Below are 24976 nucleotides of genomic sequence, written 5' to 3' on the forward strand. Positions count from 1 at the left end.
TTTTTCTCCGCTTTCGACCGAGAAGATCGAAACGTCAAAAGAGCCAAACATCACCACTCTTTCAACTCCTTCCAGGCTTCGATGACCTGAAGCAAGTCGCTGCCGAAAACTGCGTAACTCATTGAGTTTCAAGGAGTTTTCCGTTTCGACTGCGCCGGAAGTGGGGCGAATTATAGGCCTCCAGAATCTGCCGTCAACCCCTAATTTCAACCTTACTCGGATTTCAGCGTAATCCGTGCAAAAGCCTTCTTGCCGGCCTGGCAAACATGAGTCGCACCCAGCACGCATATAAAGGAACGATCGACAACCTCACCATCTACGCGCACACCGCCAGAAGCCAGCAGGTCACGAGCAGCCGCCGAGTTCTTCACCAGGCCAGCCTTATTAAGGACGGCAGCAATCGGCATATCTTCGGCAGCAGTCAGTTCGACTTCCGGCAAATCATCCGGCAACTCGCCATCCTTCATACGGTTACCCGCACCACGGTGGGCACTGGCAGCAGCCTCTTCACCATGGAAACGCGCAACAATTTCTTCAGCCAGCTTGATCTTGATGTCGCGAGGATTGGCACCCGCCTCTACATCAGCACGGAAAGCATTGATCTCATCCATCGAACGGAAGCTGAGCAGCTCGAAGTAACGCCACATCAACGCATCCGGGATCGAAACCAGCTTGCCGTACATGACGCCCGGCGCTTCCTGGATACCGACGTAGTTGCCCAACGACTTGGACATCTTCTTAACGCCATCCAACCCCTCGAGCAGGGGCATCGTCAGAATGCACTGAGCTTCCTGACCATAACCACGCTGCAGCTCGCGCCCCATCAACAGGTTGAACTTCTGATCAGTACCGCCCAGCTCCACGTCCGCGCGCAATGCAACCGAGTCATACCCCTGTACCAGCGGATAGAGGAACTCATGAATGGCGATTGGCTGATTGGTGGTGTAGCGCTTGTCGAAGTCATCACGCTCAAGCATACGAGCCACGGTGTACTGCGAAGTCAGACGAATAAAGTCCGCTGGCCCCATCTGATCCATCCAGGTGGAGTTGAACGCGACTTCGGTTTTCGCCGGATCAAGAATCTTGAAGACCTGAGTCTTGTAGGTCTCGGCATTTTCCAGAACCTGCTCACGGGTCAGCGGAGGACGAGTTGCACTCTTGCCACTCGGATCCCCGATCATTCCGGTGAAGTCACCTATAAGGAAGATCACCTGATGCCCCAGCTCCTGGAACTGGCGCAGCTTATTAATAAGCACGGTGTGACCAAGGTGCAGATCCGGCGCCGTTGGATCGAAGCCGGCCTTGATTCGCAGCGGCTGGCCACGCTTGAGCTTTTCGATCAGCTCGGACTCGACCAACAATTCTTCCGCACCACGTTTGATCAGCGCTAGCTGCTCTTCAACCGACTTCATAACAGACCCGCAAGGCTCAGATTCAAAGGGAACCAACCATACAAGATCGCGCACCAATTACAAGTTTTGCCCGGCGCACGGACACCAATCCACGGGCGAGATGCCTGCGGACTTGCCTCAGAGATGATTTGGTTATATTTTATACAGTTATTTCATCTTCATCATGTCATTCATCTTTTCCAATTCATCTTTTCAAAGTCAAAACTACTTATGACCACTGAACCGTCTAAAGCGCCACCGCTTTACCCGAAGACCCACCTGCTTGCCGCAAGTGGGATCGCCGCCCTTCTCAGCCTGGCGCTCCTGGTATTTCCTTCCAGTGATGTTGAAGCCAAAAAGACGACCCTGAGCCTTGAACTGGAAAGTCCTGCTGAACAACTGACACAAGATCAAGACGCTGCTGACGCGGTTCAAGCCACAAATGAGCCAGTAGCCTCGCCCTTCGCGCAGATCGAAAACAGCGCAGAAGACGCACCTCAAACCGCCCAGGCCGCGCCAGCGCCTGCTCCGGTCGCTCCTGAAAAGAAGGCTCCAGGCCACAGGGAAGTGATCGTCTCCAAGGGCGATACCCTTTCGACACTGTTCGAGAAGGTCGGCCTTCCCGCTGCAGCCGTGCATGACGTGCTGGCCAGCGACAAACAGGCCAAGCAGTTCAGCCAGCTCAAACACGGCCAGAAACTCGAATTCGAGCTCAACCCGCAAGGCCAATTGACCAACCTGCACAGCAAGGTCAGCGACGTCGAAACCATCACCCTGACCAAGAACGACAAGGGTTATGTATTCAACCGCGTAACCGCCAAACCTACCGTTCGTACTGCTTATGTCCACGGCGTGATCAACAGCTCGCTGTCCCAGTCCGCCGCCCGCGCCGGCCTGTCCCACAGCCTGACCATGGATATGGCCAGCGTTTTCGGCTACGACGTCGACTTCGCCCAGGATATCCGCCAGGGTGACGAGTTCGACGTGATCTACGAGCAGAAAGTGGTCAATGGCAAAGCCGTCGGCAACGGCCCGATCCTGTCCGCCCGCTTCACCAACCGCGGCAAGACCTACACCGCCGTGCGTTACACCAACAAGCAGGGCAACAGCAGCTACTACACCGCCGATGGCAACAGCATGCGCAAGGCGTTCATCCGCACGCCGGTGGACTTCGCCCGCATCAGCTCCAAGTTTTCCATGGGCCGCAAACACCCGATCCTCAACAAGATCCGCGCCCACAAAGGTGTCGATTACGCCGCCCCACGCGGTACGCCAATCAAGGCTGCCGGTGACGGCAAAGTATTGCTGGCCGGTCGTCGTGGCGGTTACGGCAACACCGTGATCATTCAGCACGGCAATACCTACCGCACGCTGTACGGCCATATGCAGGGTTTCGCCAAAGGAGTGAAAACCGGCGGTACCGTCAAGCAGGGCCAGGTGATCGGCTACATCGGCACCACCGGCCTGTCCACCGGTCCGCACCTGCACTATGAGTTCCAGGTCAACGGTGTTCACGTCGATCCACTGGGCCAGAAGCTGCCAATGGCCGACCCGATTGCCAAAGCCGAACGCGCCCGCTTCCTGGCACAGAGCCAGCCGTTGATGGCTCGCATGGACCAAGAGAAGGCCACCATGCTGGCCTCGAGCAAGCGTTAAGCAATGGCTCTCTATATCGGCGTGATGTCCGGAACCAGCCTCGACGGTCTGGACATCGCCCTGATCGAACAGACCTCGGCGATCAACCTGATCGCCACGCACTACATTCCCATGCCTGACTCCCTGCGCGCCGAGCTGCTTGGCTTGTGCGCCAGCGGCCCCGACGAGATCGCCCGCTCGGCCATTGCCCAGCAGAACTGGGTGAGGCTTGCGGCCCAAGGGATCCACGCCCTGCTCGAGCAGCAACAGCTCAAACCCGAAGCCATTCGCGCGATCGGCAGCCACGGCCAGACCATTCGCCATGAGCCGGCACGCGGCTTCACCGTACAGATCGGCAACCCTGCCCTGCTGACCGAGCTGACCGGCATTACGGTCGTCAGTGACTTCCGCAGCCGTGATGTGGCCGCCGGCGGTCAAGGCGCCCCTCTGGTTCCTGCCTTCCACGAAGCGTTGTTCGAAGAGCGTACCGGTAACCGCGCGGTCCTGAATGTCGGCGGCTTCAGCAATCTCAGCCTGATCGAGCCGAACAAGCCTGTAGCCGGTTTCGACTGCGGGCCTGGGAATGTTCTGATGGATGCGTGGATTCACCAGCAGCGCGGGGAAAACTATGATCGCAACGGTCAATGGGCAGCCAGCGGCAAGGTTGAGCCGGTCCTGCTCAAGGCATTGCTGAGCGATCCCTTCTTCTCGACCCAAGGCCCGAAGAGTACCGGCCGGGAAGTGTTCAACCTGCCTTGGCTGGAACAGCATCTGTCACACCTGCCGGGTTTCACACCCGAAAACGTACAGGCAACGCTGCTCGAGCTGACGGCGCTGACCATCGTCGAATCGCTGCAAAGCGCTCAAACAGATACCGAAGAACTCCTGGTCTGCGGCGGCGGCGCCCACAACGCCACGCTGATGAAGCGCCTTGCAGACCTGCTGCCCAACGCGAAAGTCGCCAGCACTGCGACTCACGGTGTTGATCCAGACTGGGTTGAAGCCATGGCCTTCGCCTGGCTGGCCCATTGCTGCCTGGAGGGCATCACCGCCAATCGCCCCAGCGTCACCGGCGCAAAGGGCTTGCGCGTACTCGGCGCCATCTACCCCAACTAAGGCAAAATGCAGATAACAAAACGCCGCAGAACCCTGGAGTTCTGCGGCGTTTTATTTTGTACGTTGAAGCGAAATCAGATCGAGAACGAGGAGCCGCAACCACAAGTCGTGGTGGCATTCGGGTTCTTGATCACGAACCGCGAACCTTCCAGACCTTCCTGGTAGTCCACCTCGGCACCTGCCAGGTATTGGAAGCTCATCGGATCAACCACCAGACTCACGCCTTCGCGCTCGACGATGGTGTCGTCCTCGGCCACATCCTCATCGAAGGTGAAGCCGTACTGAAACCCTGAACAACCGCCGCCCGTAACGAATACGCGCAGCTTCAAGCGATCATTCCCCTCTTCATCGACCAGGCTCTTCACCTTGTGCGCGGCACCCTGGGTGAATTGCAAAGCCGTGGGGGTGAAGGATTCGACGCTCATGCTGACTATCTCCCGGCGTTACGCCGCCATAATGCGTGATGACGGGCATTATCCGCTTGTCCTAGAAAATCGGTCAACTATTGTTACGGTATATCAATAAAGCTGATCAACCGACCAGAATGCAAAAAGGCCCGTTCAACGGGCCTTTTTACGAGTCCAACAAGCCGTTACGGCAGCATGCCCGCGTGGGACAGACCAAAGCGCTCATCCAGACCGAACAGGATGTTCATGTTCTGCACCGCCTGACCCGACGCGCCCTTGACCAGATTGTCGATCACCGACAGCACCACCACCAGATCACCATCCTGTGGACGGTGAACCGCAATACGGCAAACGTTGGCACCACGCACGCTACGGGTTTCCGGATGGCTGCCGGCCGGCATCACGTCGACGAACGGTTCATTGGCATAACGCTTTTCGAACAGTGCCTGCAGATCCACCGAGCGATCAACCACGGTCGCATAGAGCGTGGAATGAATGCCGCGAATCATCGGTGTCAGGTGTGGCACGAAGGTCAGACCGACATCCTTGCCCGCCGCACGACGCAGCCCCTGACGAATTTCCGGCAAATGACGGTGACCTTTCACCGCATAGGCCTTCATGCTTTCCGACGTCTCGGAATACAGCGAGCCCACGGAAGCACCACGACCGGCACCGCTGACACCGGATTTGCAGTCGGCGATCAGCAGCGAAGTATCGGCCAGACCTGCCTCAAGCAACGGCAGGAAACCCAGCTGCGTTGCGGTCGGATAGCAACCCGGCACCGCGATCAGGCGTGCTTTCTTGATTTGCTCGCGGTTGACTTCCGGCAAGCCATAAACCGCTTCGTCCAGCAGCTCCGGCGCACCGTGCGGCTGGCCGTACCACTTGGCCCATTCATCCGCGTCCTGCAGACGGAAATCCGCCGACAGGTCGATGACCTTGGTGCCCGCTGCCAGCAATTCGCCTGCCAGTGCGTGGGCAACCCCGTGCGGAGTGGCGAAGAACACCACGTCGCAGGCGCCCAGGGTCTTGATGTCCGGCACGCTGAATGCCAGGCCATCGTAGTGACCGCGCAGGTTCGGGTACATATCAGCCACGGCCAGACCGGCCTCGGATCGGGAAGTGATCACCACCACTTCTGCCTGCGGATGCTGTGCCAACAGACGCAGCAGTTCGACACCGGTGTAACCCGTGCCGCCGACGATACCGACCTTGACCATAAACCTGCCCTCAACGAACCCACTGGAAAGCCGTCGATAATAGGGGCCGCGCGCCCCTGCGACAACCGTCAAGGTGACGTGCGGACGCTCAAGCCTCTACTATCCGGCCTACCGTGAATGAGGGAATAAACAAAAATGCTCTATCTGTGGATCAAAGCGCTTCATATCGTCAGCATCGTGTGCTGGTTTGCCGGGCTGTTCTACCTACCGCGACTGTTCGTGTATCACGCCCAAAGTGAAGATACGATCAGTAAAGAACGCTTCAGCGTCATGGAACGCAAGCTGTATCGCGGCATCATGGGCCCGGCGATGATCGCTGCCCTGATCTTCGGCGGCTGGCTGATCTACCTGAACCCGAGCATCTTCAGCAGCGGTGGCTGGATCCACGCCAAGCTGACCCTGGTCGTGCTGTTGATCGGTTATCACCACATGTGCGGCGCGCAGGTAAAACGTTTTGCCCGTGGCGAGAACACCCGCAGCCATGTCTTTTATCGCTGGTTCAATGAAGTGCCGGTTCTGATATTGCTGGCTATCGTAATTCTGGTCGTGGTCAAGCCGTTCTAACTTCAACTGGTTCAACTTTCCGGGGTACTTCCGATGTCGCTGCCCGCTCTGCTCGAACAACGTCTACGCCTGCCCGTAGTGGCTGCGCCGATGTTCCTGATTTCCAATCCCGAACTGGTGCTCGCATGCTGTCGCAATGGCGTGGTGGGCAGTTTTCCGGCGCTCAACCAACGCGAAAGCAGCGGGTTCAAGGCCTGGCTGGAACAGATCGAAGCGGGACTGGCGACACTGGACAACCCGGCGCCGTATGCCGTGAACCTGATTGTTCACAAGAGCAATCCGCGTCTGCAGGCGGATCTGAACATCTGCGTCGAGCACAAAGTGCCCATCGTCATCACCAGCCTCGGTGCGGTGAAGGAGTTGGTGGACGCCGTGCACAGCTACGGCGGCCTGGTGTTCCACGACGTGACGACTCGCCGCCATGCGGAAAAAGCCGCCGAAGCCGGCGTCGATGGCTTGATCGCCGTTGCCGCCGGCGCCGGTGGACATGCCGGCACCTGGAGTCCGTTCTCGCTGATTGCCGAGATTCGTCAGTTCTTCGACAAGACGCTGCTGCTTGCAGGATGTTTGAACCACGGCCATGAGATTCTCGCCGCACAGTTGCTTGGCGCGGATTTGGCCTACTTCGGTACGCGATTCATCGGTACGACTGAAAGCCATGCGCCCGACGCCTACAAGGAGATGCTCCTGACAGCCAAGGCAGCGGACATCATTCATACTCCTGCCGTGTCTGGAGTACCGGCCAGCTTCATGCGTCAAAGCCTGGAAGCTGCCGGGTTCGACACGGCTGCGCTGCAAGGCAAGGGTGAAGTGAACTTCGGCGACAAGCTCAAACCGATCAACGATGAAGCCAAGGCCTGGAAAACCGTGTGGTCGGCCGGCCAGGGGGTAGGCGAAATCGAGGATCTGCCGAGCGTTGACCAACTGGTGGCACGCCTCGATGCCGAGTATCGCCAGGCCCTGGAGCACGCAGCGCAACTTCCGAAACGCTGGCCACGCTGAGAAAATTCCGGCCAGTCGTTGCCCGACTGGCCTTACACTTGGCGACTGCAACACGTTTCAATTCAATTTCTTTCGCGACAAGGATGCCTCGGTCATGAGCGAACCGCGTTACAAGATCGTTTTCGACGGAGCCCTTCAGCCTGGCGTCGATATCACCACGGCCAAACTCAATCTGGCCGATCTGTTCAAGAGTGACGTGGCCGGCATCGAGCGCCTGTTCAATGGACGCGCCGTTGCCCTCAAGCGCGACCTGTCACACAGCGACGCCCAGGCTTATTTGCAAGCGCTGGGCAAGACCGGGATCGACGCCCGGATCGAGACAGAAACAGCCATCGAACTGAATCTGTCCGATGTCCAGGAACACTCCGCTGCCGTGGCTGAGCCCGACTCACCCTATGCACCACCTCGGGCCAGTGTCGGTGAACACCTGCCGGAGTTCTCCGCGCTCAAGCCATTGAGCGTCGAAGGACGGATCGGACGTCTGCGCTACCTGGCATGGTCGATGGTACTGAGTCTGGTGACACTGCCAATCATCGGTGTGTTTGCGCTGATCGGTCTGGGCCTGGTGAGCGCCGATTCGACCTCCGGCCTGATCATTGGCGGTATCTTCGCCTTCTTCCTGTTCCTGGCCTTCGCGATCGTCGGCATCCTGTTCAGTATTCAGCGTCTGCACGATATCGGCTGGTCAGGCTGGCTCTGGCTACTGACCCTGGTACCGTTCGTGGGCAGCTTCTTCCCGCTGGTGATCATGGTCATGCCCGGCAATACCGGCGCCAATCGCTATGGCCCGCCACCGCCGCCGAACAGCACCGCCGTCAAAGTGCTGTGCTCTCTGTGGATCGTCTTTATCGGGTTGTTCTTCGTCGGCGGAATGCTGGGCGGGATCTCCGCGATCCAGCAGGAGTACGAAACCAGCCTCGAAAGCAGTTATGAGAGCGGTTCGGTGACCGCTGATGAAGTCGATGTCGAAGTCGAGCCCGCGCCGAATTCGGTGGACGATGCAGCCGAAGCCGCGCCGGCCCCTGTAGACTCTGCGAAAGAATGAACAGCGCTCCCCGCCGTGACACCTGCGTCCACGGCGCGGAGCTGTTGCGATGGAGAACTGCATGACCCGTTACGCTCTGATCACTGGCGCCTCCAGCGGTATCGGCCTGGCCATGGCCGAAGCCCTGGCCCGCCGTGGCCGCAGCCTGATTCTGGTGGCCCGACAGCGTGATCAGCTGGAAAGCATTGCGATTGAACTGACCCAGCGTTTCGGCGTGGAGGTACTGTTCCGGGCCTGCGATCTGGGCGAGCCGTTGCGACTGTCCGGGTTTCTGCTGGAGCTTGAAGAAGGTGACCGGCAGATCGATCTGCTGGTGAACTGCGCTGGCATCGGCACCTGCGGCCCTTTCCTGGCTCAGGACTGGATGACCGAGCAGGACCTGATCGAGGTGAACATCCTCGCCCTCACCCGCCTGTGCCACGCGATCGGCAACAGCATGGCCCTGCAGGGTGGCGGGCAGATTCTCAATGTGGCATCGGTCGCCGCGTTCAATCCCGGCCCGTGGATGAGCACTTACTACGCCAGCAAGGCCTACGTTCTGCACTTCTCCGAAGCGTTGCGGGTGGAATTGAAAAAGTGCGCCGTGAAAGTCTCGGTGCTCTGCCCAGGCCCGACGCGCACGGCGTTCTTTCGCACGGCGCAACTGAACAACGACAAACTCAACGCCAGCAAACTGCTGATGAGCCCCGAAGAGGTCGCGCTATACACCGTGCGCGCCCTGGAGAAAAACCGCGCGATCATCATTCCCGGGCGCAGAAACCGCTGGTTCGCCTTTCTGCCACGACTGGGTTCGCGCTGGCTCAACCGCACCATCGTCGGCATGGTCAACAAAGCTTACTGCCCGCGCTGAAGGGCCGGCAGGCAAATGGCTGGGCGCGGTGATCCCTCGTGGGTACACTCAGCCCAGCTCACACAACGGAGAAAACAGCTGTGGATACTCTGTTCACCAAGATCATCAACCGGGAAATCCCGGCGAAGATCATCTACGAGGACGACCAGGTTCTGGCGTTCCACGACATCGCCCCACAGGCACCGGTGCATTTTCTGGTGATCCCGAAGAAACCGGTGCGCACCCTCAACGACCTGACGGAAGACGACAAGGCACTGGCCGGGCACATCCTGTTCACCGCCCAGCGCCTGGCGCTGGAGCTGGGTTGCGAGGAAGGCTTCCGGGTGGTGATGAACTGCAATGAAAAGGGTGGGCAGACGGTCTACCACATTCATATGCACGTACTCGGTCAACGCCAGATGAACTGGCCACCGGGCTGATCGACCTCAACATCTGTGGGAGCGCCCTGCTCCCACATGACCCAGCGCAAACCTTCCCCGGCCGATTCGGTTAAACTGGCCGCCGAGATTCTTCCCGGAGGTCAGCATGACTACCCAACGTCACTATTCGCCAATTGACCGTCTTCTGCTGCAAGCCGATGCCGCAATGCGAACCCTGCTGCCCTTCAGCGGCCAGCCGTACCGTCCGTCGCCGGCCATCGTGCAGCCCGATGTGCAGATGAGCGACGAAGACACCCGCCACGTCGCCGGCCTGATGCGCATCAACCATACCGGTGAAGTCTGTGCCCAGGCGCTGTACCAAGGTCAGGCCCTGACCGCCAAGCTGCCGCAGGTTCGCGAAGCCATGGAGCATGCGGCCGAAGAAGAGATCGATCATCTGGTCTGGTGCGAACAGCGCATTCATCAGCTGGGCAGCCACACCAGCGTGCTCAATCCGCTGTTCTATGGCATGTCGTTCGGGATTGGCGCAGTCGCCGGGCTGATCAGCGACAAGGTCAGCCTCGGTTTTGTCGCCGCGACCGAGCATCAGGTGTGCAAACACCTGAACGAGCATCTGGAACAATTGCCGGCCGAGGATGAGAAATCCCGGGCAATTCTGGAGCAGATGCGTATCGATGAAGAACATCACGCAGAAAGTGCGCTGGAGGCTGGCGGTTTTCGCTTCCCGGCGCCGGTGAAGTTCGGCATGAGCCTGTTGGCCAAAGTGATGACCAAAAGCACTTACCGAATCTGAAAACCGCCCATAAAAAAGGCGACTGCCGCAAAGCAGTCGCCTTTTTTGTGCCTGGACGTCTTAGCTCGGCATATTGCGCGCGTAGAAGATTTCCAGCATTTCGTGCTTCACGCGCTCGGTCACCTGGGCGCGTTGCTCAGACGACAGATTGCTGGTGGCATCGCCGAACAGGTAGTTATCCAGTTCGAAGTTCTTCAGCAGCATTTTGGTGTGGAACAGGTTTTCCTGGTACACGTTCACGTCGGTCATCTGGTACGCGTCGCGGGTGTCTTCAGAAAGGTAGTTCTGGATCGAGTTGATCTCGTGGTCGATGAAGTGCTTGTTGCCTTCAACGTCACGGGTGAAGCCGCGCACACGGTAATCCACGGTCACGATGTCCGAATCGAACTGGTGAATCAGGAAGTTGAGCGCTTTGAGCGGTGAAATGACTCCACAGGTCGACACGTCGATGTCCACACGGAACGTCGCAATACCGGCGTCCGGATGGATTTCCGGGTAGGTATGCACCGTGATATGACTCTTGTCGAGGTGGGCCAGGATGATTTCCGGCAGCGGACCCGGGGACTCTTCGATCTGGCTTTCGGTCGGGGTGACCGGTTCTTCCGAGATCAGAATCGTGACGCTGGCACCCTGAGGCTCATAGTTCTGACTGGCAATGTTCAGAATGTTGGCACCAATGATTTCGACAACTTCCGTGAGGATCTGCGTCAGGCGTTCCGCGTTGTACTCTTGATTGATGTACTCGACGTAAGCCTGCTGGTCTTGCGGGGTTTCCGCGTAGCAGATGTCATAGATGTTGAAGCTCAAGGTCTTTGTCAGGTTATTGAACCCGTGGAGCTTGAGTTTGCTTTTCACCGTTAAAAACTCTCTATGTATGCGGCCCGGCCGCGTGATCAAGCATGCCCGTCAAGTGCGAACGACGCACCTGCGTAGGACGGTTAACACCTCTTCGCGATGGCGATTTTGGTTATCTGTTCAGGCGGAAGACCCGTCGGTTGACCGATCACTGCCCTGAAAAAAGTGGCGCATTATGCAGACGTCAGCGGGGGATCGCCAGAGTCTGCACTGCTTTTATGATAGTTGAATGTCGGCTCAGCCGAGTTCGACGATTTCGTAATCGTGGGTGATCGCCACGCCGGCCGCGCCGAGCATGATCGAGGCCGAGCAATACTTCTCCGCCGACAGCTCGATGGCGCGTTTGACCTGGGCTTCTTTCAGGCCACGACCCTTGACCACGAAGTGCATGTGGATCTTGGTGAACACCTTCGGATCTTCGGTCGCGCGTTCGGCTTCCAGGAAAGCTTCGCAGCTTTCAACCGCCTGACGGGACTTCTTCAGGATGCTGACCACGTCGAAATTGCTGCAACCGCCAACGCCCAGCAGGAGCATTTCCATCGGGCGAACACCCAGATTGCGACCACCGGCGTCCGGCGGACCGTCCATGACCACGACATGACCGCTGCCGGATTCGCCGAGGAACATGGCTTCGCCAGCCCATTGGATGCGTGCCTTCATCGCCAAGACTCCACTGTAGAAAAAAGGGTCGCCAGCTTAGCACAGGGCCCCGGTTTGACTGCGAGCGCTGATCCTAGGACGGATGCCTTTACCGCGTAGGTAATTTCTCGAATTTTCGACGAAGTGTCTGGTAAGCTGGCGCCAATTCACTGGCGCCTAGCCAGTATTTGTAGCGACCGCCTCAGCGCCTCATATAAAAACCAAATATAACCGTGCAGTCTTTTCGGGATACAACCATGGTTGGTATTACCCCCACACCTAAAATCAAGAACCTCGACAAACTGCTGATGCATTGCCAGCGCCGGCGCCATGCGGCCAAGAGCAACATCATCTGCGCCGGGGATCGCTCGGACACGCTGTACTTCATCATCCGCGGCTCGGTCACGATCCTGATCGAGGATGACGACGGCCGCGAGATGATCATCGCTTACCTGAATGCCGGGGATTTCTTCGGTGAGCTGGGCCTGTTCGAACAGGCCGGCCAGGAACAGGAGCGCAGTGCCTGGGTGCGGGCGAAGGTCGAGTGCGAAGTCGCGGAAATCAGCTACGCCAAATTCCGTGAGCTGTCGCAGCAGGATCCAGACATTCTTTACGTGCTCAGCGGACAAATCGCACAACGCTTGCGCAACACCACGCGCAAGGTCGGCGATCTGGCGTTCTTCGATGTCACCGGCCGTGTGGCCCGCTGCCTGCTGGAGCTGTGCAAGCAACCCGATGCGATGACCCACCCGGACGGCATGCAGATCAAGGTGACCCGTCAGGAAATCGGGCGGATTGTCGGTTGTTCGCGGGAGATGGTCGGACGCGTGCTCAAAGATCTTGAGGAACGCAACCTGGTGGATGTGAAAGGCAAGACCATGGTGGTCTTCGGCACTCGCTGAGTTCGAACGCTCAGGCGGCGTAGATCTGCGCCAGCATTAAACGAAAGAGTTCATCGAGTCGCGCCAATGCATGGGGCGCCGGGAACTTCTCATGCAACGCGATGTGGCTGGCGGCACGTACCCGTTGCTCCAGGCCACACGCTTCGTTGAAGCGATTGACCGCCGCGACCATCGATTCGCGCTCGTCATCCAGCAGCATTGCACCGTGCACCAATCCCACCGGGCGCTGGCCACCCTGACTCTGGCGCCAGCGCTGAGCGGTGCCGACCATCTTGCGGCCGTCGAGGTTGACGTTAAAACGACCGTCGCAGAACGCACCGTCAATTTCACCCAACGACGACCTGCCACCCAACTCATCCAGCAACTGACAGATCGGATCACACAGACGCCGGTAACCGGTTTCGATGCGGTTCAGATCGCCTTCGCTGCGAGGCGGCGCGTAGACCAGTGCAATGTTGATCGTCGACGCTGATTGCGGAACTGGTTCACCGCCGGTTTCACGCAACAGCACCGGCCAACCGGCAGCCGCGGAGACTTCACAGGCGTGATCGAATCCGGGAAGCCGGTTCAAGCGGCGCGGCATGACCAGAGCGCGATCACTGGGCTGCCAGAACAGCAGACCGAATTCGGCATCACCGGCGCAGACCGAGGCCAGCAGATCCTGCTCGGCTTGCAGGCCGGTTTCGATGGTCAGGGAAGTGGGGATCATAAGGTTTCCATAGGACGTTGAGCCTGAGGTGAATCTTATGCTGCCTTCGCGGGCAAGCCCGCTCCCACAGGGATACGGGCGCCTGCGAAGAGTCGATCAGTCGAGGGTCGAACCGCTCACCGGAACGCCGCGCTCAGGGAAGAACAGGCGTTGCAGTTCAATGCCCGGGCTTTCGGCGCGCATGAACGCTTCGCCGACCAGGAACGCGTAAACGTCGCTGATTTCCATCAGTTCGACATCGGCACGGTTGAGGATCCCGCTCTCGGTGATCACCAGACGATCGCGCGGGATGCGCGGCAGCAGGTCGAGGGTGGTTTCCAGGCTCACGTCGAAGGTGTGCAGGTTGCGGTTGTTGACCCCGACCAGCGGCGTGTCGAGGGTCTTCAATGCGCGTTCCAGCTCATCGCCGTCGTGGACTTCCACCAGCACATCGAGACCGACGCCTTTGGCCACCGAAGCCAGCTCGGCCATTTTCACGTCATCCAGCGCGGAGACAATCAGCAGCACGCAGTCGGCGCCCAGCGCACGGGCTTCGACGATCTGGTACGGATCGATCATGAAGTCCTTGCGGATCACCGGCAGCGAACACGCGGCACGGGCCTGCTGCAGATAAGCATCAGCGCCCTGGAAGTAGTCGATATCCGTCAGTACCGACAGACAGGTCGCCCCGCCCTTCTCATAGCTTTTGGCGATATCGGCAGGAACGAAGTTCTCGCGGATCACGCCTTTGCTCGGCGAAGCCTTCTTGATTTCGGCGATCACTGCCGGTTGTTTTTTCTTGGCCTGCGCCAGCAAGGCACGGGCAAAACCACGGGGTGCATCGGCCGCCTTGGCCAGACTTTCCAGCTCGCTCAGGCTCACACGGGCACTACGCTCGGCGACTTCCTGAACCTTGCGGGCCAGAATGTTTTCCAGAACCGTCGGTACACTCATCCCTCATTCTCCACTTTGAATACCGCGGTAAAGGCACCCAACTCCTCGAGTTTTTCCCGAGCGAGACCGGTGTGCAGAGCGTCGTGGGCAAGTGCCACGCCTTCTTTCAGACTTGTTGCCAGATCGGCGGCGTACAGCGCCGCACCGGCATTGAGCACGATCATTTCCGCAGCCTTCTGGCCATTCTCGGTCTTGCGCTTGCCCAGCGCGTCGCGGATCAGCGCCAGCGAAGCTTCCGGACCTTCGACCGACAGGCCATGCAGACTCTGGCTCTTCATACCCAGATCTTCCGGCTCGACCCAATATTCGGTGATCTCGTTGTTCTTCAGCTCGGCCACAAAAGTCGGCGCAGCAAGGCTGAATTCGTCCAGACCGTCCTTCGAATGCACCACCAGCACATGTTTGCTGCCCAGACGCTGCAAGACTTCGGCCAATGGCCGGCACAGTGCCTGAGTGAATACACCGACGACCTGATGTTTGACGCCGGCCGGATTCGTAAGCGGGCCGAGCATGTTGAACAGGGTACGCAGGCCGAGGTCGCGGCGCGGGCCGGCGGCGTATTTCATGGCTTTGTGGTGAGTCTGGGCAAACATGAAACCGATGCCGACGTTGTCGATGCAACGCGCCACTTGAACCGGGGTCAGGTTGAGGTAGATCCCGGCCGCTTCCAGCAGGTCGGCGCTGCCGCTCTTGCCCGACACCGCGCGGTTGCCATGTTTGGCCACTGTGCAGCCGGCAGCGGCAACGACAAAGGATGAAGCGGTGGAAACGTTGAAAATATTCGCGCCATCACCGCCGGTGCCAACCACATCGACCACGCCGTCGAGGGTCTTGAGTTCGACCTGGTCGGCCAGCTCGCGCATTACCGATACCGCGCCGACGATTTCGTCGATGCTTTCGCTCTTCATGCGCATGGCCATCATGAACGCGCCGATCTGCGCGTCCGTGCATTGGCCGGTCATGATTTCGCGCATCACGTCGCGCATTTCATCGGTGCTGAGGTCGAGGTGATCGACGATACGGCTCAGGGCTGTCTTGATATTCATGGAGAGTCCTTAGCGCGTGCCGCCGGTTTGTTTGAGGAAGTTGGCGAACAGTTCGTGGCCCTGCTCGGTGAGGATCGATTCCGGGTGGAACTGTACGCCCTCGATGTTCAGGGTCTTGTGACGCAGGCCCATGATTTCATCCACCGAGCCGTCATCGTGCTGAGTCCACGCGGTCAGCTCCAGGCAATCGGGCAAGGTCTCGTGCTTGACGATCAGGGAATGATAGCGGGTGACGGTCAGCGGACGATTCAGGCCGGCGAATACGCCCTTGTCCTCGTGGAATACCGGGCTAGTCTTACCGTGCATCACTTGCCGGGCACGCACCACGTCACCGCCAAAGGCCTGGCCGATGGACTGGTGGCCGAGGCAGACGCCGAGGATCGGCAGTTTACCGGCAAAGTGCTTGATGGCTTCGATGGAGATGCCGGCTTCGGTCGGTGTGCACGGACCGGGGGACACCACGATTCGCTCCGGGTTGAGCGCTTCGATTTCGGCGATGGTCAGTTCGTCGTTGCGCACGACCTTGACCTCGGCACCCAGCTCGCCGAGGTATTGCACAACGTTGTAAGTAAAGGAGTCGTAGTTGTCGATCATCAGCAACATGGCGTTTCGAACCTCTTGAATTCTGACTTGGAAACAGCCTTCGGATGACTTGCCAGGACACTGCACGATGTCGGACGCACAAGTGGCGACGGCAAAGCGGCATTTCAAACGGGCAAGGAAGGCAAAGCGATACAGATCCGGCGGGGCCGGCAGAAAAGATTCAGGCGCGCCAACGCCAGCGGGCGTGTGCCTTGATGACTTGATCCAGGAGTTTGCTGGTGATCAACACGGGGAAGGTCTCGTTCATACGTTCCCGCACAGTAACTTAGCTGGGCAGAGCGTGCAATATGGCCGGGCCTGACGGGGGGAAAACTATGGGAGGGTTGACGACCGATGGCAAAACGCCGGAAGTTTTTGGTACTGTCGTTTCGTTCCATACAACAATAAATAAACGGACTTGCTCATGATCAAACAGACGTTGTTTGTACCGCTCGCCGGATGCCTGCTCGCGATGGCCTGCGCCCAGGCGAATGCCGCGCCCAATCCTTATTCGAATTTCATTGTCTTCGGCGACAGCCTCAGTGATGCCGGGACGTTCACCGACAGCGGCGGCCCCGCCGGTTCAGTCGAGCGATTCACCAACCGCACCGGCCCGAACTACCACAACGGCAGCGGTGAGTTGTACTCGCTCAATGCCACCCAATTGATCGGCGGTCGGCTGGGCTTCACGCCGGACCAGACCGCTTCCGCGGACTCGGCAGTACGCGCCGGCCAGGGTTTGCCGGACGGCAACAACTGGGCGGTGGGCGGATACCGCACTGACCAGATTCTTGATTCGATCACCAGCACGTCCGACACCGGCGAACGCACCCGCGCCGGCTACCTGCCGTCGAACGGCTTTCGTGCTGATCCGAATGCCCTGTACTACCTGACCGGGGGCGGTAACGACTTCCTGCAAGGTCGCGTCACCAGTCTCGATCAGGCCAGCGCTGCGGCTGATCGCCTGGCCAGCAGTGTTCGGACTCTGCAAGGCGCAGGCGCCCGCTACATCATGGTCTGGTTGCTGCCTGACATCGGCTTTACCCCGGCTTTCAATGGCACCGCACTGCAGACGTTCACGTCCCAGCTCAGCGCCCAGTTCAACACCGAACTGGTGAGCCAACTGCAAACCATCAACGCCAACATCATCCCGCTGAACATTCCGGTATTGCTCAAAGAGACGTTTGCCAACCCGGCACAGTTCGGCCTCGCCACCGATCAGAATCTGGTCACGACCTGCTTCAGCGGCAACAGTTGCCTCGAAAACGCCCGGTACGGGATCAACAGCGCCACGCCGGATCCGACCAAGCTGATCTACAACGACTCGGTGCACCCGACCGAAGCCGGGCAACGGCTGATTGCCGATTACGCCTACTCGTTGCTGGCTGCACCCTGGGAGCTGACCCTGCTGCCGGAAATGGCCCAGGGCACGTTGCGCGCGCATCAGGACGAACTGCGCAATCAATGGCTGGCCGACTGGGAAAACTGGCAAGGCGTTGGCCAATGGCGGGCGATTGTCGCCGGCGGCGGCCAGCACCAGGACTTCGATGACCAGCACGCCGGGGCAAGTGCCGATGGCAATGGCTACAACCTGAACATCGGCGGCAGCTACCGCCTCGACGACGCCTGGCGTGTCGGTGTGGCGGCAGGTTTCTATCACCAGAAAATCGAAGCCGGCGACAACGACTCCGAGTACAAACTCAACTCCTACATGGGCACCGCGTTCGCCCAGTACCAGCAAAACCGCTGGTGGGGTGACCTGGCCGTTACCGCCGGACATCTGGACTACGACAGCCTTAAGCGCAAGTTCCAGCTGGGGGTCAACGAACGTGGCGAGAAAGGCGACACCGACGGCTACGTACTGGCCATCGGCGGCCGTGTCGGCTACGACATCGCGCCAGAGGCGAACAGCCCGTGGCACCTGTCGCCTTTCGTCAGCGCCGATTTCGGCAAGGTGGAAGTCGACGGCTACTCGGAAAAAGGCGCGGACTCTACTGCGCTGACCTTCGATGACCAATCGCGCAACTCCCGCCGCCTCGGCCTCGGCATCCAGGGCAAATACCAGATCACCGCACAAACCCAGGTATTCGGCGAATTCGCCCACGAGCGCGAATACAACGACGACGCCCAGGATCTGACGATGAACCTCAACAGCCTGCCGAACAATCGCTACACCCTGGAAGGCTACACACCGCAAACCAACCTGAACCGCCTGAATCTGGGCGTGAGCCACAACCTCACCAAGGACGTGGCCCTTCGCGCCAGCTACAACATTCGCAAGGATGACGACTTTACCCAGCAAGGGGTCAATGTTGGCGTAAGTCTCGACTTCTGATCAGAAGGCCATAAAAAACGCGGCGCCCTCACAGGCGCCGCGTTTTTTTATGGCTGAATCACCCGTCACTCAGTCCGGGGTTTGCTCGGCCAACGCAACAGCTCGGAACATTGCCCGACGCTTGTTGATGGTTTCTTCCCATTCCAGCGCCGGCACCGAGTCGGCAACGATGCCGCCACCGGCCTGCACGTGCAGCTCGCCGTTCTTGATCACCGCGGTGCGAATTGCAATCGCGGTGTCCATGTTGCCGTTCCAGGCGAAGTAACCGACCGCCCCGCCATACACGCCACGCTTGACCGGTTCCAGTTCGTCGATGATTTCCATCGCGCGGATCTTCGGCGCGCCGGACAAGGTGCCCGCCGGCAGGATCGCCCGCAGTGCGTCCATCGCCGTCAACCCGGCCTTCAACTGGCCGGTGACGTTGGACACGATGTGCATCACGTTGGAATAACGCTCGATGACCATCTTCTCGGTGAGCTTCACCGAGCCGATTTCCGAAACACGCCCGGTGTCGTTGCGACCAAGGTCGATCAGCATCAGATGCTCGGCGATTTCCTTGTCGTCGGACAGCAGGTCCTCTTCCAGCGCCACGTCAGCCTCTTCGGTGGCCCCGCGAGGACGGGTGCCGGCAATCGGGCGCACGGTGATCAGGTTGTCTTCGACCCGCACCAGTACTTCCGGCGAACTGCCGACGACATGGAAATCACCGAAGTTGAAGAAATACATGTACGGCGTCGGGTTGAAGCAACGCAGCGCACGGTACAGATCAATCGGCGCCGCCTTGAAGTCGATCGACATGCGCTGGGACGGCACGACCTGCATGCAGTCACCGGCGAGGATGTATTCCTTGATGGTGTCGACGGCTTTTTCGTAGTCGTCCTGGGTGAAACTGGAGCGAAACACCGGCTCGGCCGCCTGCTGCTTGCTGAAATCCAGGCCACGGCGCGGGGTGATCGGCTGACGCAGCTTTTCCAGCAGTTCCTGCAGTTGCGCCTGGCCCTGCTCGTAGGCATCGGCCTGCGCCGGGTCGGCCAGCACGATCGCGTGCATCTTGCCGGCGAGGTTGTCGAACACCACCACCGCATCGGAGACCATTAGCAGGATGTCCGGCACGCCGAGCGGATCCGGGTTCGGGCATTTGCCGAGGCGTTTCTCTACATAACGCACACAGTCGTAACCGAAGTAACCCACCAGGCCGCCGTTGAAACGCGGCAGACCGGCAATGGTCGGCACGTTGTAGCGGGCCTTGAAGGTTTCAACGAAGGCCAGCGGGTCTTCGACGTCATGGCTTTCGGTCTCGACGCCATCGACAGTGATACTCACGTGATGATCGTGAACCCGCAGCACGGTGCGGCACGGCAAGCCGATGATCGAGTAACGGCCCCATTTCTCGCCGCCCTGCACCGATTCGAGCAGGTAGGAGTTGGGCTGGTCGGCCAGTTTCAGGTAGATCGATAGCGGCGTGTCGAAGTCGGCCAGGGTTTCGCAGGCCAGCGGGATGCGGTTGTAGCCTTCAGCGGCCAGACGCAGGAATTCTTCGCGGATCATAGGGTGCCTCGTGGTGTGAGGTGCAAATCAGTCAGGTGTGCAAACGCGCCGGCAGGCCGGCCAGGAACAAGTCAGGCGCGCCAACGCCAGCGGGCCAGGGCCTTGATGACTTTCATCCAGAGTTTGCGGGTGACCACCACGATGGCGTTTCCAGAAGGGGATTGAGAAGCGTCGGGCAACGTTATCTCAGCGGCCGTATCCAGGCAACCGGGAATTAACTTGCGCAGATCGTCGATCACCAGCGCCGGGGATTCCTCGGCAATCGGCCGGCCATGGTTGTAGCCATAACTGAGCGCGACACATTTGACCCCCGCCGCTTTCGCCGCCAGCACGTCGCTGCGCGAGTCACCGACGAACAGCGATTGCGAGGCCGGAATGCCGGACATCTTCATGACGAAGAACAGCGCTGCCGGATCGGGCTTCTTCTGCGGCAGGGTGTCGCCGCCAATGATCCACTTGAAGTAGCGGCCGATCTTCATCTGATCCAGCAACGGCGCGACGAAGCGCTCCGGTTTGTTGGTGATCAGCGCCATGGCCACGCCCTGCTTGTGCAGCCATTTCAGGGTATCGCGCACGCCGGGATAGACCACGGTCAGCTCATGACTGGCGCCGTAGGCTTCCATGAACACCTCCAGCGCATGCTCGGCTTCGACGTCATCCACCGCAGAATGGTCGATGCCGCCGGCCAGAGCGCGGCGCACCAGCACCGGCGCACCGTTACCGACCCACTCGCGCACCGACTCGATACCGGCAGGCTTGCGCCCGAGGGAGAGCAGCATGTTATCCACCGCCGCCGCCAGGTCGGGTACCGAATCGATCAGCGTGCCATCCAGATCGAACATCACCAACCGCGGCAGTTGCCCCGGGAACAGCTGCTCAAATCCGCTCATGGGCGAGCCAGCGCCAGTTCGGAACGCATCTTGTCGATGACTTCCTGATAGTTCGGCGCATTGAAGATCGCCGAGCCGGCCACAAAGGTGTCGGCGCCGGCAGCGGCGATTTCACGGATGTTGTTGACGTTGACGCCGCCGTCGATTTCCAGGCGGATGTCACGGCCCGAGGCATCGATGATCGCGCGCGCTTCGCGCAGCTTGTCGAGGGTGCCAGGAATGAATTTCTGCCCGCCGAAGCCCGGGTTGACGCTCATCAGCAAGACCATGTCGACCTTGTCGATCACGTACTTGAGCACGTCCAGCGGGGTCGCCGGGTTGAACACCAGGCCGGATTTGCAGCCGCCTTCACGGATCAGTTGCAGCGAACGATCGACGTGCAGCGTGGCTTCCGGGTGGAAGGTGATGTAGGTGGCGCCGGCCTCGATGAAGTCACCGACGATGCGATCCACCGGGCTGACCATCAGGTGCGCGTCGATCGGCGCGGTCACGCCGTACTTGCGCAGCGCGGCGCAGACCATCGGGCCGATGGTCAGGTTCGGTACGTAGTGGTTGTCCATGACATCGAAGTGAACGAAGTCGGCACCGGCGGCCAGAACGTTGTCCACTTCCTCGCCCAGGCGGGCGAAGTCGGCGGAGAGAATCGACGGAGCAATAACGAAGGGCTGCATGACGCACCTTTTCTGAGCTAAATCACGATGGCGCGCATTGTATACCTCAAGTTTCCGCGCGCGCACCGTGACCGCGATGATTGGGTTGTGCCATGACCGATGACCGGCGGGTTCTCAGTACGCTGCCCGGTAGATCTTCTCGATGTCGGCAGCGCTGAGCTTGCGCGGGTTGTTGCGCATCAGGCGCTCGATGCCTGCGGCCTCTACGGCCATGGCCGGAATCGCCTCTTCGGGCACACCGAAACTGCGCAGACCCTGCGGAATGTCCACCGCTGCGCACAGTTCGGTCATCGCCGTGACGGCACGGTCCGCCGCTTCATTGAGGCTCAGATGAGCGGTCTTCACCCCCATGGCTTCGGCGATATCCTGCATCCGTTCGACGCAGGCCATCTTGTTCCAGGTCATGACATAAGGCAGCAACAGCGCATTGCTGACGCCGTGGGTAATGTTGAAACGCCCGCCCAGCGGATACGCCAGCGCATGCACCGCGCCGACCCCGGCATTGCCGAACGCCATGCCGGCCATCAGGCTCGCGGTGGCCATGTCTTCCCGGGCTTGCAGATTGGACGGATTGGCGTAGGCCTTGGGCAATGAGCGAGCGATTAACTTGATCGCGCCGATGGCCAGCGAATCGGTGATCGGCGAGGCATTCAGCGACAGATAGGACTCGATGGCATGCACCAGCGCATCGACACCACTGGCGGCGGTGACGCTGCGCGGACAGGTCAGGGTCATTTGCGGGCTGACCAGCGCCACATCCGGCAACAGATAATCGCTGACAATGCCCTTCTTCAATTGCGCGACCTTGTCCGAAAGAATGGCGACGTTGGTCACTTCAGAACCCGTGCCGGCGGTGGTCGGGATGGCGATCAGCGGCGGGCCCTTGCGCGGCACCTGATCGACGCCGAACAGATCCTCCAGCGCACCGTGATAACCGGCATACGCCGCGACACTCTTGGCGATGTCGATGGCGCTGCCGCCACCGAGGCCGATCAACCCGTCATGCCCGCCCTCGCGGTAGACGCGCATGCAGTCCTCGACGATGGCGATTTCCGGATCCGGCAACACGCGGTCGAAGATTTCGTACTCGCGCTCGCCAATCTGCGCCAGCGCCAACTGCACCGTGCCGGACTTGACCAGCGCGGCATCGGTGACGATCAGCGGGTTGTCGATGTCCAGCCGTGTGAGCTCGGCCGCCAGTTGCTCGATGGCCCCGGCGCCGGTGATCAGTTTGTGAGCGATTTTGAACGAGGAAAGACTCATCGTGCGCAGCCTCTTATAGATGTGGGAGCTGAGCACAAGCGTAGCTGGGGAATTCGGGTTGTCTGTCATTCAGCGCATGAATGGCAGACAACCCGGATCGTGCAGTCGTCAGACCTGAGCGGTGCGCAGTTTCTCGCTACGCCCACGCAGCCACTCAAGCGTCAGCAGCAGGATCACCGAGAAGGCAATCAACAGAGTCGCCGCCGCCGCAATCGTCGGACTCAGGTTCTCGCGAATCCCGCTGAACATCTGCCGAGGCAGCGTCGCTTGCTCAGGGCCGGCAAGGAACAGCGTCACCACCACTTCATCGAACGAGGTGGCGAAGGCGAAAAGCGCACCGGAAATCACCCCCGGCGCAATCAGCGGCAAGGTCACCCGGCGGAACGTGGTCAGTGGCGAAGCGCCAAGGCTGGCCGCCGCCCGCACCAGGTTATGGTTGAACCCCTGCAATGTTGCCGACACCGTGATGATCACGAACGGCACACCCAGCACCGCGTGCACCACGATCAGCGAGAAGAAACTGTTGCCCAGGCCCAGCGGCGCGAAGAACAGGTAACTGGCCACACCGATGATCACCACCGGCACCACCATGGGCGAAATCACCAGCGCCATCACCAGCGCCTTGCCGGGGAAGTCGCCACGGGTCAGGCCGATGGCCGCCAGCGTGCCGAAGACCATTGCCAGCACCGTCGCCGCCGGGGCGACGATGATGCTGTTTTTCAGCGAGCGCATCCATTCCGCCGAGGCGAAGAAGTCCTGATACCAGTGCAGCGAAAAACCTTGCAGCGGGTACACCAGGAAACTGCCCGAGTTGAACGACAGCGGCACGATCACCAGCACCGGCAGGATCAGAAACAACAGGATCAAGCCGCAGAGGATCCGCAAGCTGTAGAACCACACCCGCTCGACGGGCGACATATAAGGACTCAGCATTTCAAATTCCCCTTTAGCTCAGGCGCAGGCGACTGGCGCCCACCAGCCAGCTGTAGATCAGATAAAGCACCACGGTCGCCAGCAGCAACAGCCCGCCGAGCGCAGTGGCCATGCCCCAGTTGATGCTGGTGTTGGTGTAGAACGCGACGAAGTAGCTGACCATCTGATCGTTCGGGCTGCCCAGCAGCGCCGGGGTGATGTAGTAGCCGATGGCGAGGATGAACACCAACAGGCAACCGGCGCCGACACCGGCGTAGGTCTGCGGGAAGTACACCCGCCAGAAACTGGCGAACGGATGGCAGCCCAGGGAAATCGCGGCGCGCATGTAAGTCGGCGAGATGCCTTTCATCACGCTGTAGATCGGCAGGATCATGAACGGCAGCAGGATGTGCACCATCGAGATGTAAACCCCGGTACGGTTGAACACCAGCTCCAGCGGTTTATCGATCACGCCCATTGCCATCAGCGCGCTGTTGATCAATCCGCCGGATTGCAGCAACACGATCCACGCGGCGACTCGTACCAGGATCGAGGTCCAGAACGGCAGCAGCACCAGAATCATCAGCAGGTTGCTTTGACGCGACGGCAGGTTGGCCAACAGGTACGCCAATGGATAGGCCAGCACCAGGCAAATCACGGTGATGATCAGGCCCATCCAGAAGGTCCGGGCGAAGATGTCGAGGTAGATCGCCTGATCCGGGGTGGCCGGGGCCAGCTCGCCGAGATCGTCGATGCGATGATCCACCGCCGCCAACAGGTAGAACGGGGTGATGCTGCTGGTGTTGCGCTTCACCGCTTGCCAATAGGCCGGATCGCCCCAACGCTCGTCGAGGCCTTCCAGCGCTTCTTTATAAGAGGTCGGCTCGCTGGCGAATGGCAGCGAACGGGCGGTTTTGGTCAGCAGGCTGCGATAGCCGGCCAACTCCATGTTCAAGCGCTTGGACAGATCGCCCAAGGTCTGGTTTTTGCGAGCTTCGGCGAGGTCTTCGCCGGCGGCCTTGTAGACCGGCTCAGCGGGCAGTCCGCGACCGTCCCAACTGGCAATGGCTGCCACGGTGCGTGGCATGCCGCCCACCACTTCCGGGTTGCCGACGCTTTTGTAGAGCAGCGCCACGATCGGCACCAGGAACACCAGCAACAGAAACAGCACCAGCGGCGCGATCAGCGCCTGGGCCTTCCAGCGGTTGACCCGCTCGGCGTGCTTGAGCCGCTGCTTCAAGGTGGGGCTGTTGCCCTCGTTCAGGGGAACGGCGATGGCCATGACGTA

Annotated in this window: 25 protein-coding genes; 10 read left to right on the forward strand and 15 right to left on the reverse strand. The window is 59.9% G+C overall.

The window, feature by feature from the left end; genetic code table 11:
- Window positions 1-212: 212 nt before the first annotated feature.
- Window positions 213-1412, reverse strand: a complete 1200-nt coding sequence (tyrS, locus tag AC1RMX_RS00005) for a tyrosine--tRNA ligase (RefSeq protein ID WP_493069973.1) — start codon at window positions 1410-1412, stop codon at window positions 213-215.
- 210 nt (window positions 1413-1622) lie between these two features.
- On the opposite strand from tyrS, the gene AC1RMX_RS00010 reads away from it, so the two are divergent.
- Both AC1RMX_RS00010 and AC1RMX_RS00015 read left to right on the forward strand, forming a co-directional pair.
- Complete coding sequence (locus AC1RMX_RS00010) at window positions 1623-3047, forward strand: peptidoglycan DD-metalloendopeptidase family protein (protein WP_096817945.1); 1425 nt, start codon at window positions 1623-1625, stop codon at window positions 3045-3047.
- Window positions 3048-3050: 3 nt separating this feature from the next.
- Window positions 3051-4142 carry an anhydro-N-acetylmuramic acid kinase gene (locus AC1RMX_RS00015; RefSeq protein WP_493069975.1) on the forward strand — a complete coding sequence of 364 codons (1092 nt, stop codon included), beginning with the start codon at window positions 3051-3053 and terminating at the stop codon, window positions 4140-4142.
- A 74-nt stretch (window positions 4143-4216) separates the two neighbouring features.
- Here the strand turns inward: AC1RMX_RS00015 and erpA are convergent, their stop codons facing one another.
- Together erpA and argC are read right to left on the reverse strand one after the other, a co-directional pair.
- Window positions 4217-4567 (reverse strand): iron-sulfur cluster insertion protein ErpA, encoded by a 351-nt coding sequence (gene erpA / locus AC1RMX_RS00020; protein ID WP_003228776.1) that lies wholly within the window; start codon window positions 4565-4567, stop codon window positions 4217-4219.
- A 167-nt stretch (window positions 4568-4734) separates the two neighbouring features.
- A complete protein-coding gene (argC, locus tag AC1RMX_RS00025; protein ID WP_096817941.1) occupies window positions 4735-5769 on the reverse strand; it encodes an N-acetyl-gamma-glutamyl-phosphate reductase in 1035 nt (344 codons plus the stop codon).
- Window positions 5770-5904: 135 nt separating this feature from the next.
- Between argC and hemJ the strand changes: the two genes are divergently transcribed.
- The 6 genes from hemJ to coq7 all read left to right on the forward strand — a co-directional run bounded on the left by hemJ (window position 5905) and on the right by coq7 (window position 10403).
- Window positions 5905-6333 carry a protoporphyrinogen oxidase HemJ gene (gene hemJ, locus AC1RMX_RS00030; protein WP_085709241.1) on the forward strand — a complete coding sequence of 143 codons (429 nt, stop codon included), beginning with the start codon at window positions 5905-5907 and terminating at the stop codon, window positions 6331-6333.
- Between the two features lie 33 nt (window positions 6334-6366).
- The gene (locus AC1RMX_RS00035; protein WP_192559121.1) at window positions 6367-7335 is read left to right on the forward strand and encodes an NAD(P)H-dependent flavin oxidoreductase; all 969 of its coding nucleotides are present in this window, start codon (window positions 6367-6369) and stop codon (window positions 7333-7335) included.
- Between the two features lie 94 nt (window positions 7336-7429).
- On the forward strand, window positions 7430-8380 hold the full coding sequence (locus AC1RMX_RS00040; RefSeq protein WP_493069977.1) for a DUF805 domain-containing protein: 951 nt from the start codon (window positions 7430-7432) through the stop codon (window positions 8378-8380).
- A 61-nt stretch (window positions 8381-8441) separates the two neighbouring features.
- On the forward strand, window positions 8442-9230 hold the full coding sequence (locus AC1RMX_RS00045; RefSeq protein WP_007956321.1) for an SDR family NAD(P)-dependent oxidoreductase: 789 nt from the start codon (window positions 8442-8444) through the stop codon (window positions 9228-9230).
- Window positions 9231-9310: 80 nt separating this feature from the next.
- Complete coding sequence (locus AC1RMX_RS00050) at window positions 9311-9649, forward strand: histidine triad nucleotide-binding protein (RefSeq protein ID WP_003228789.1); 339 nt, start codon at window positions 9311-9313, stop codon at window positions 9647-9649.
- A 106-nt stretch (window positions 9650-9755) separates the two neighbouring features.
- Window positions 9756-10403: a 2-polyprenyl-3-methyl-6-methoxy-1,4-benzoquinone monooxygenase gene (gene coq7, locus AC1RMX_RS00055; RefSeq protein WP_007956317.1), complete on the forward strand. Its 648-nt coding sequence runs from the start codon at window positions 9756-9758 to the stop codon at window positions 10401-10403.
- Window positions 10404-10463: 60 nt separating this feature from the next.
- On the opposite strand, the gene speD is transcribed toward coq7, so the two are convergent.
- Both speD and AC1RMX_RS00065 read right to left on the reverse strand, forming a co-directional pair.
- Window positions 10464-11258 carry an adenosylmethionine decarboxylase gene (gene speD, locus AC1RMX_RS00060; RefSeq protein WP_007956315.1) on the reverse strand — a complete coding sequence of 265 codons (795 nt, stop codon included), beginning with the start codon at window positions 11256-11258 and terminating at the stop codon, window positions 10464-10466.
- Between the two features lie 237 nt (window positions 11259-11495).
- Window positions 11496-11918: an OsmC family protein gene (locus AC1RMX_RS00065; protein WP_003228794.1), complete on the reverse strand. Its 423-nt coding sequence runs from the start codon at window positions 11916-11918 to the stop codon at window positions 11496-11498.
- Window positions 11919-12154: 236 nt separating this feature from the next.
- Between AC1RMX_RS00065 and crp the strand changes: the two genes are divergently transcribed.
- Window positions 12155-12799, forward strand: a complete 645-nt coding sequence (crp, locus tag AC1RMX_RS00070) for a cAMP-activated global transcriptional regulator CRP (RefSeq protein ID WP_085709238.1) — start codon at window positions 12155-12157, stop codon at window positions 12797-12799.
- A 10-nt stretch (window positions 12800-12809) separates the two neighbouring features.
- Here crp and AC1RMX_RS00075 read toward each other — a convergent pair whose 3' ends face one another.
- The 4 genes from AC1RMX_RS00075 to AC1RMX_RS00090 form a co-directional block, all read right to left on the reverse strand.
- On the reverse strand, window positions 12810-13508 hold the full coding sequence (locus AC1RMX_RS00075; protein ID WP_493069979.1) for a lipoate--protein ligase family protein: 699 nt from the start codon (window positions 13506-13508) through the stop codon (window positions 12810-12812).
- A 96-nt stretch (window positions 13509-13604) separates the two neighbouring features.
- Complete coding sequence (trpC, locus tag AC1RMX_RS00080; RefSeq protein ID WP_096817929.1) at window positions 13605-14441, reverse strand: indole-3-glycerol phosphate synthase TrpC; 837 nt, start codon at window positions 14439-14441, stop codon at window positions 13605-13607.
- The gene (gene trpD / locus AC1RMX_RS00085; RefSeq protein WP_096817925.1) at window positions 14438-15487 is read right to left on the reverse strand and encodes an anthranilate phosphoribosyltransferase; all 1050 of its coding nucleotides are present in this window, start codon (window positions 15485-15487) and stop codon (window positions 14438-14440) included. Before trpD ends, trpC begins: the two co-directional genes overlap by 4 nt.
- Window positions 15488-15496: 9 nt before the next feature.
- Window positions 15497-16090, reverse strand: a complete 594-nt coding sequence (locus AC1RMX_RS00090) for an aminodeoxychorismate/anthranilate synthase component II (protein ID WP_007956309.1) — start codon at window positions 16088-16090, stop codon at window positions 15497-15499.
- A gap of 403 nt (window positions 16091-16493) precedes the next feature.
- On the opposite strand from AC1RMX_RS00090, the gene estP reads away from it, so the two are divergent.
- On the forward strand, window positions 16494-18404 hold the full coding sequence (gene estP / locus AC1RMX_RS00095) for an esterase EstP (RefSeq protein WP_493069981.1): 1911 nt from the start codon (window positions 16494-16496) through the stop codon (window positions 18402-18404).
- A gap of 69 nt (window positions 18405-18473) precedes the next feature.
- On the opposite strand, the gene trpE is transcribed toward estP, so the two are convergent.
- The 6 genes from trpE to AC1RMX_RS00125 form a co-directional block, all read right to left on the reverse strand.
- Window positions 18474-19952, reverse strand: coding sequence for an anthranilate synthase component I (gene trpE, locus AC1RMX_RS00100; RefSeq protein WP_102619797.1), 1479 nt, complete (start codon window positions 19950-19952; stop codon window positions 18474-18476).
- A gap of 71 nt (window positions 19953-20023) precedes the next feature.
- Window positions 20024-20842, reverse strand: a complete 819-nt coding sequence (locus AC1RMX_RS00105) for a phosphoglycolate phosphatase (RefSeq protein WP_085688443.1) — start codon at window positions 20840-20842, stop codon at window positions 20024-20026.
- Window positions 20839-21513 carry a ribulose-phosphate 3-epimerase gene (rpe, locus tag AC1RMX_RS00110; RefSeq protein WP_007918813.1) on the reverse strand — a complete coding sequence of 225 codons (675 nt, stop codon included), beginning with the start codon at window positions 21511-21513 and terminating at the stop codon, window positions 20839-20841. The genes AC1RMX_RS00105 and rpe overlap by 4 nt, the downstream gene beginning before the upstream one ends.
- A gap of 114 nt (window positions 21514-21627) precedes the next feature.
- Complete coding sequence (locus tag AC1RMX_RS00115) at window positions 21628-22776, reverse strand: iron-containing alcohol dehydrogenase (protein ID WP_192559128.1); 1149 nt, start codon at window positions 22774-22776, stop codon at window positions 21628-21630.
- Between the two features lie 108 nt (window positions 22777-22884).
- Window positions 22885-23709, reverse strand: coding sequence for an ABC transporter permease (locus AC1RMX_RS00120; RefSeq protein WP_096817915.1), 825 nt, complete (start codon window positions 23707-23709; stop codon window positions 22885-22887).
- A 13-nt stretch (window positions 23710-23722) separates the two neighbouring features.
- Window positions 23723-24970, reverse strand: coding sequence for an ABC transporter permease (locus AC1RMX_RS00125; RefSeq protein WP_096817913.1), 1248 nt, complete (start codon window positions 24968-24970; stop codon window positions 23723-23725).
- Window positions 24971-24976: the final 6 nt, after the last annotated feature.

The organism is Pseudomonas sp. GW822-FHT03F04 (genome assembly GCF_058801405.1).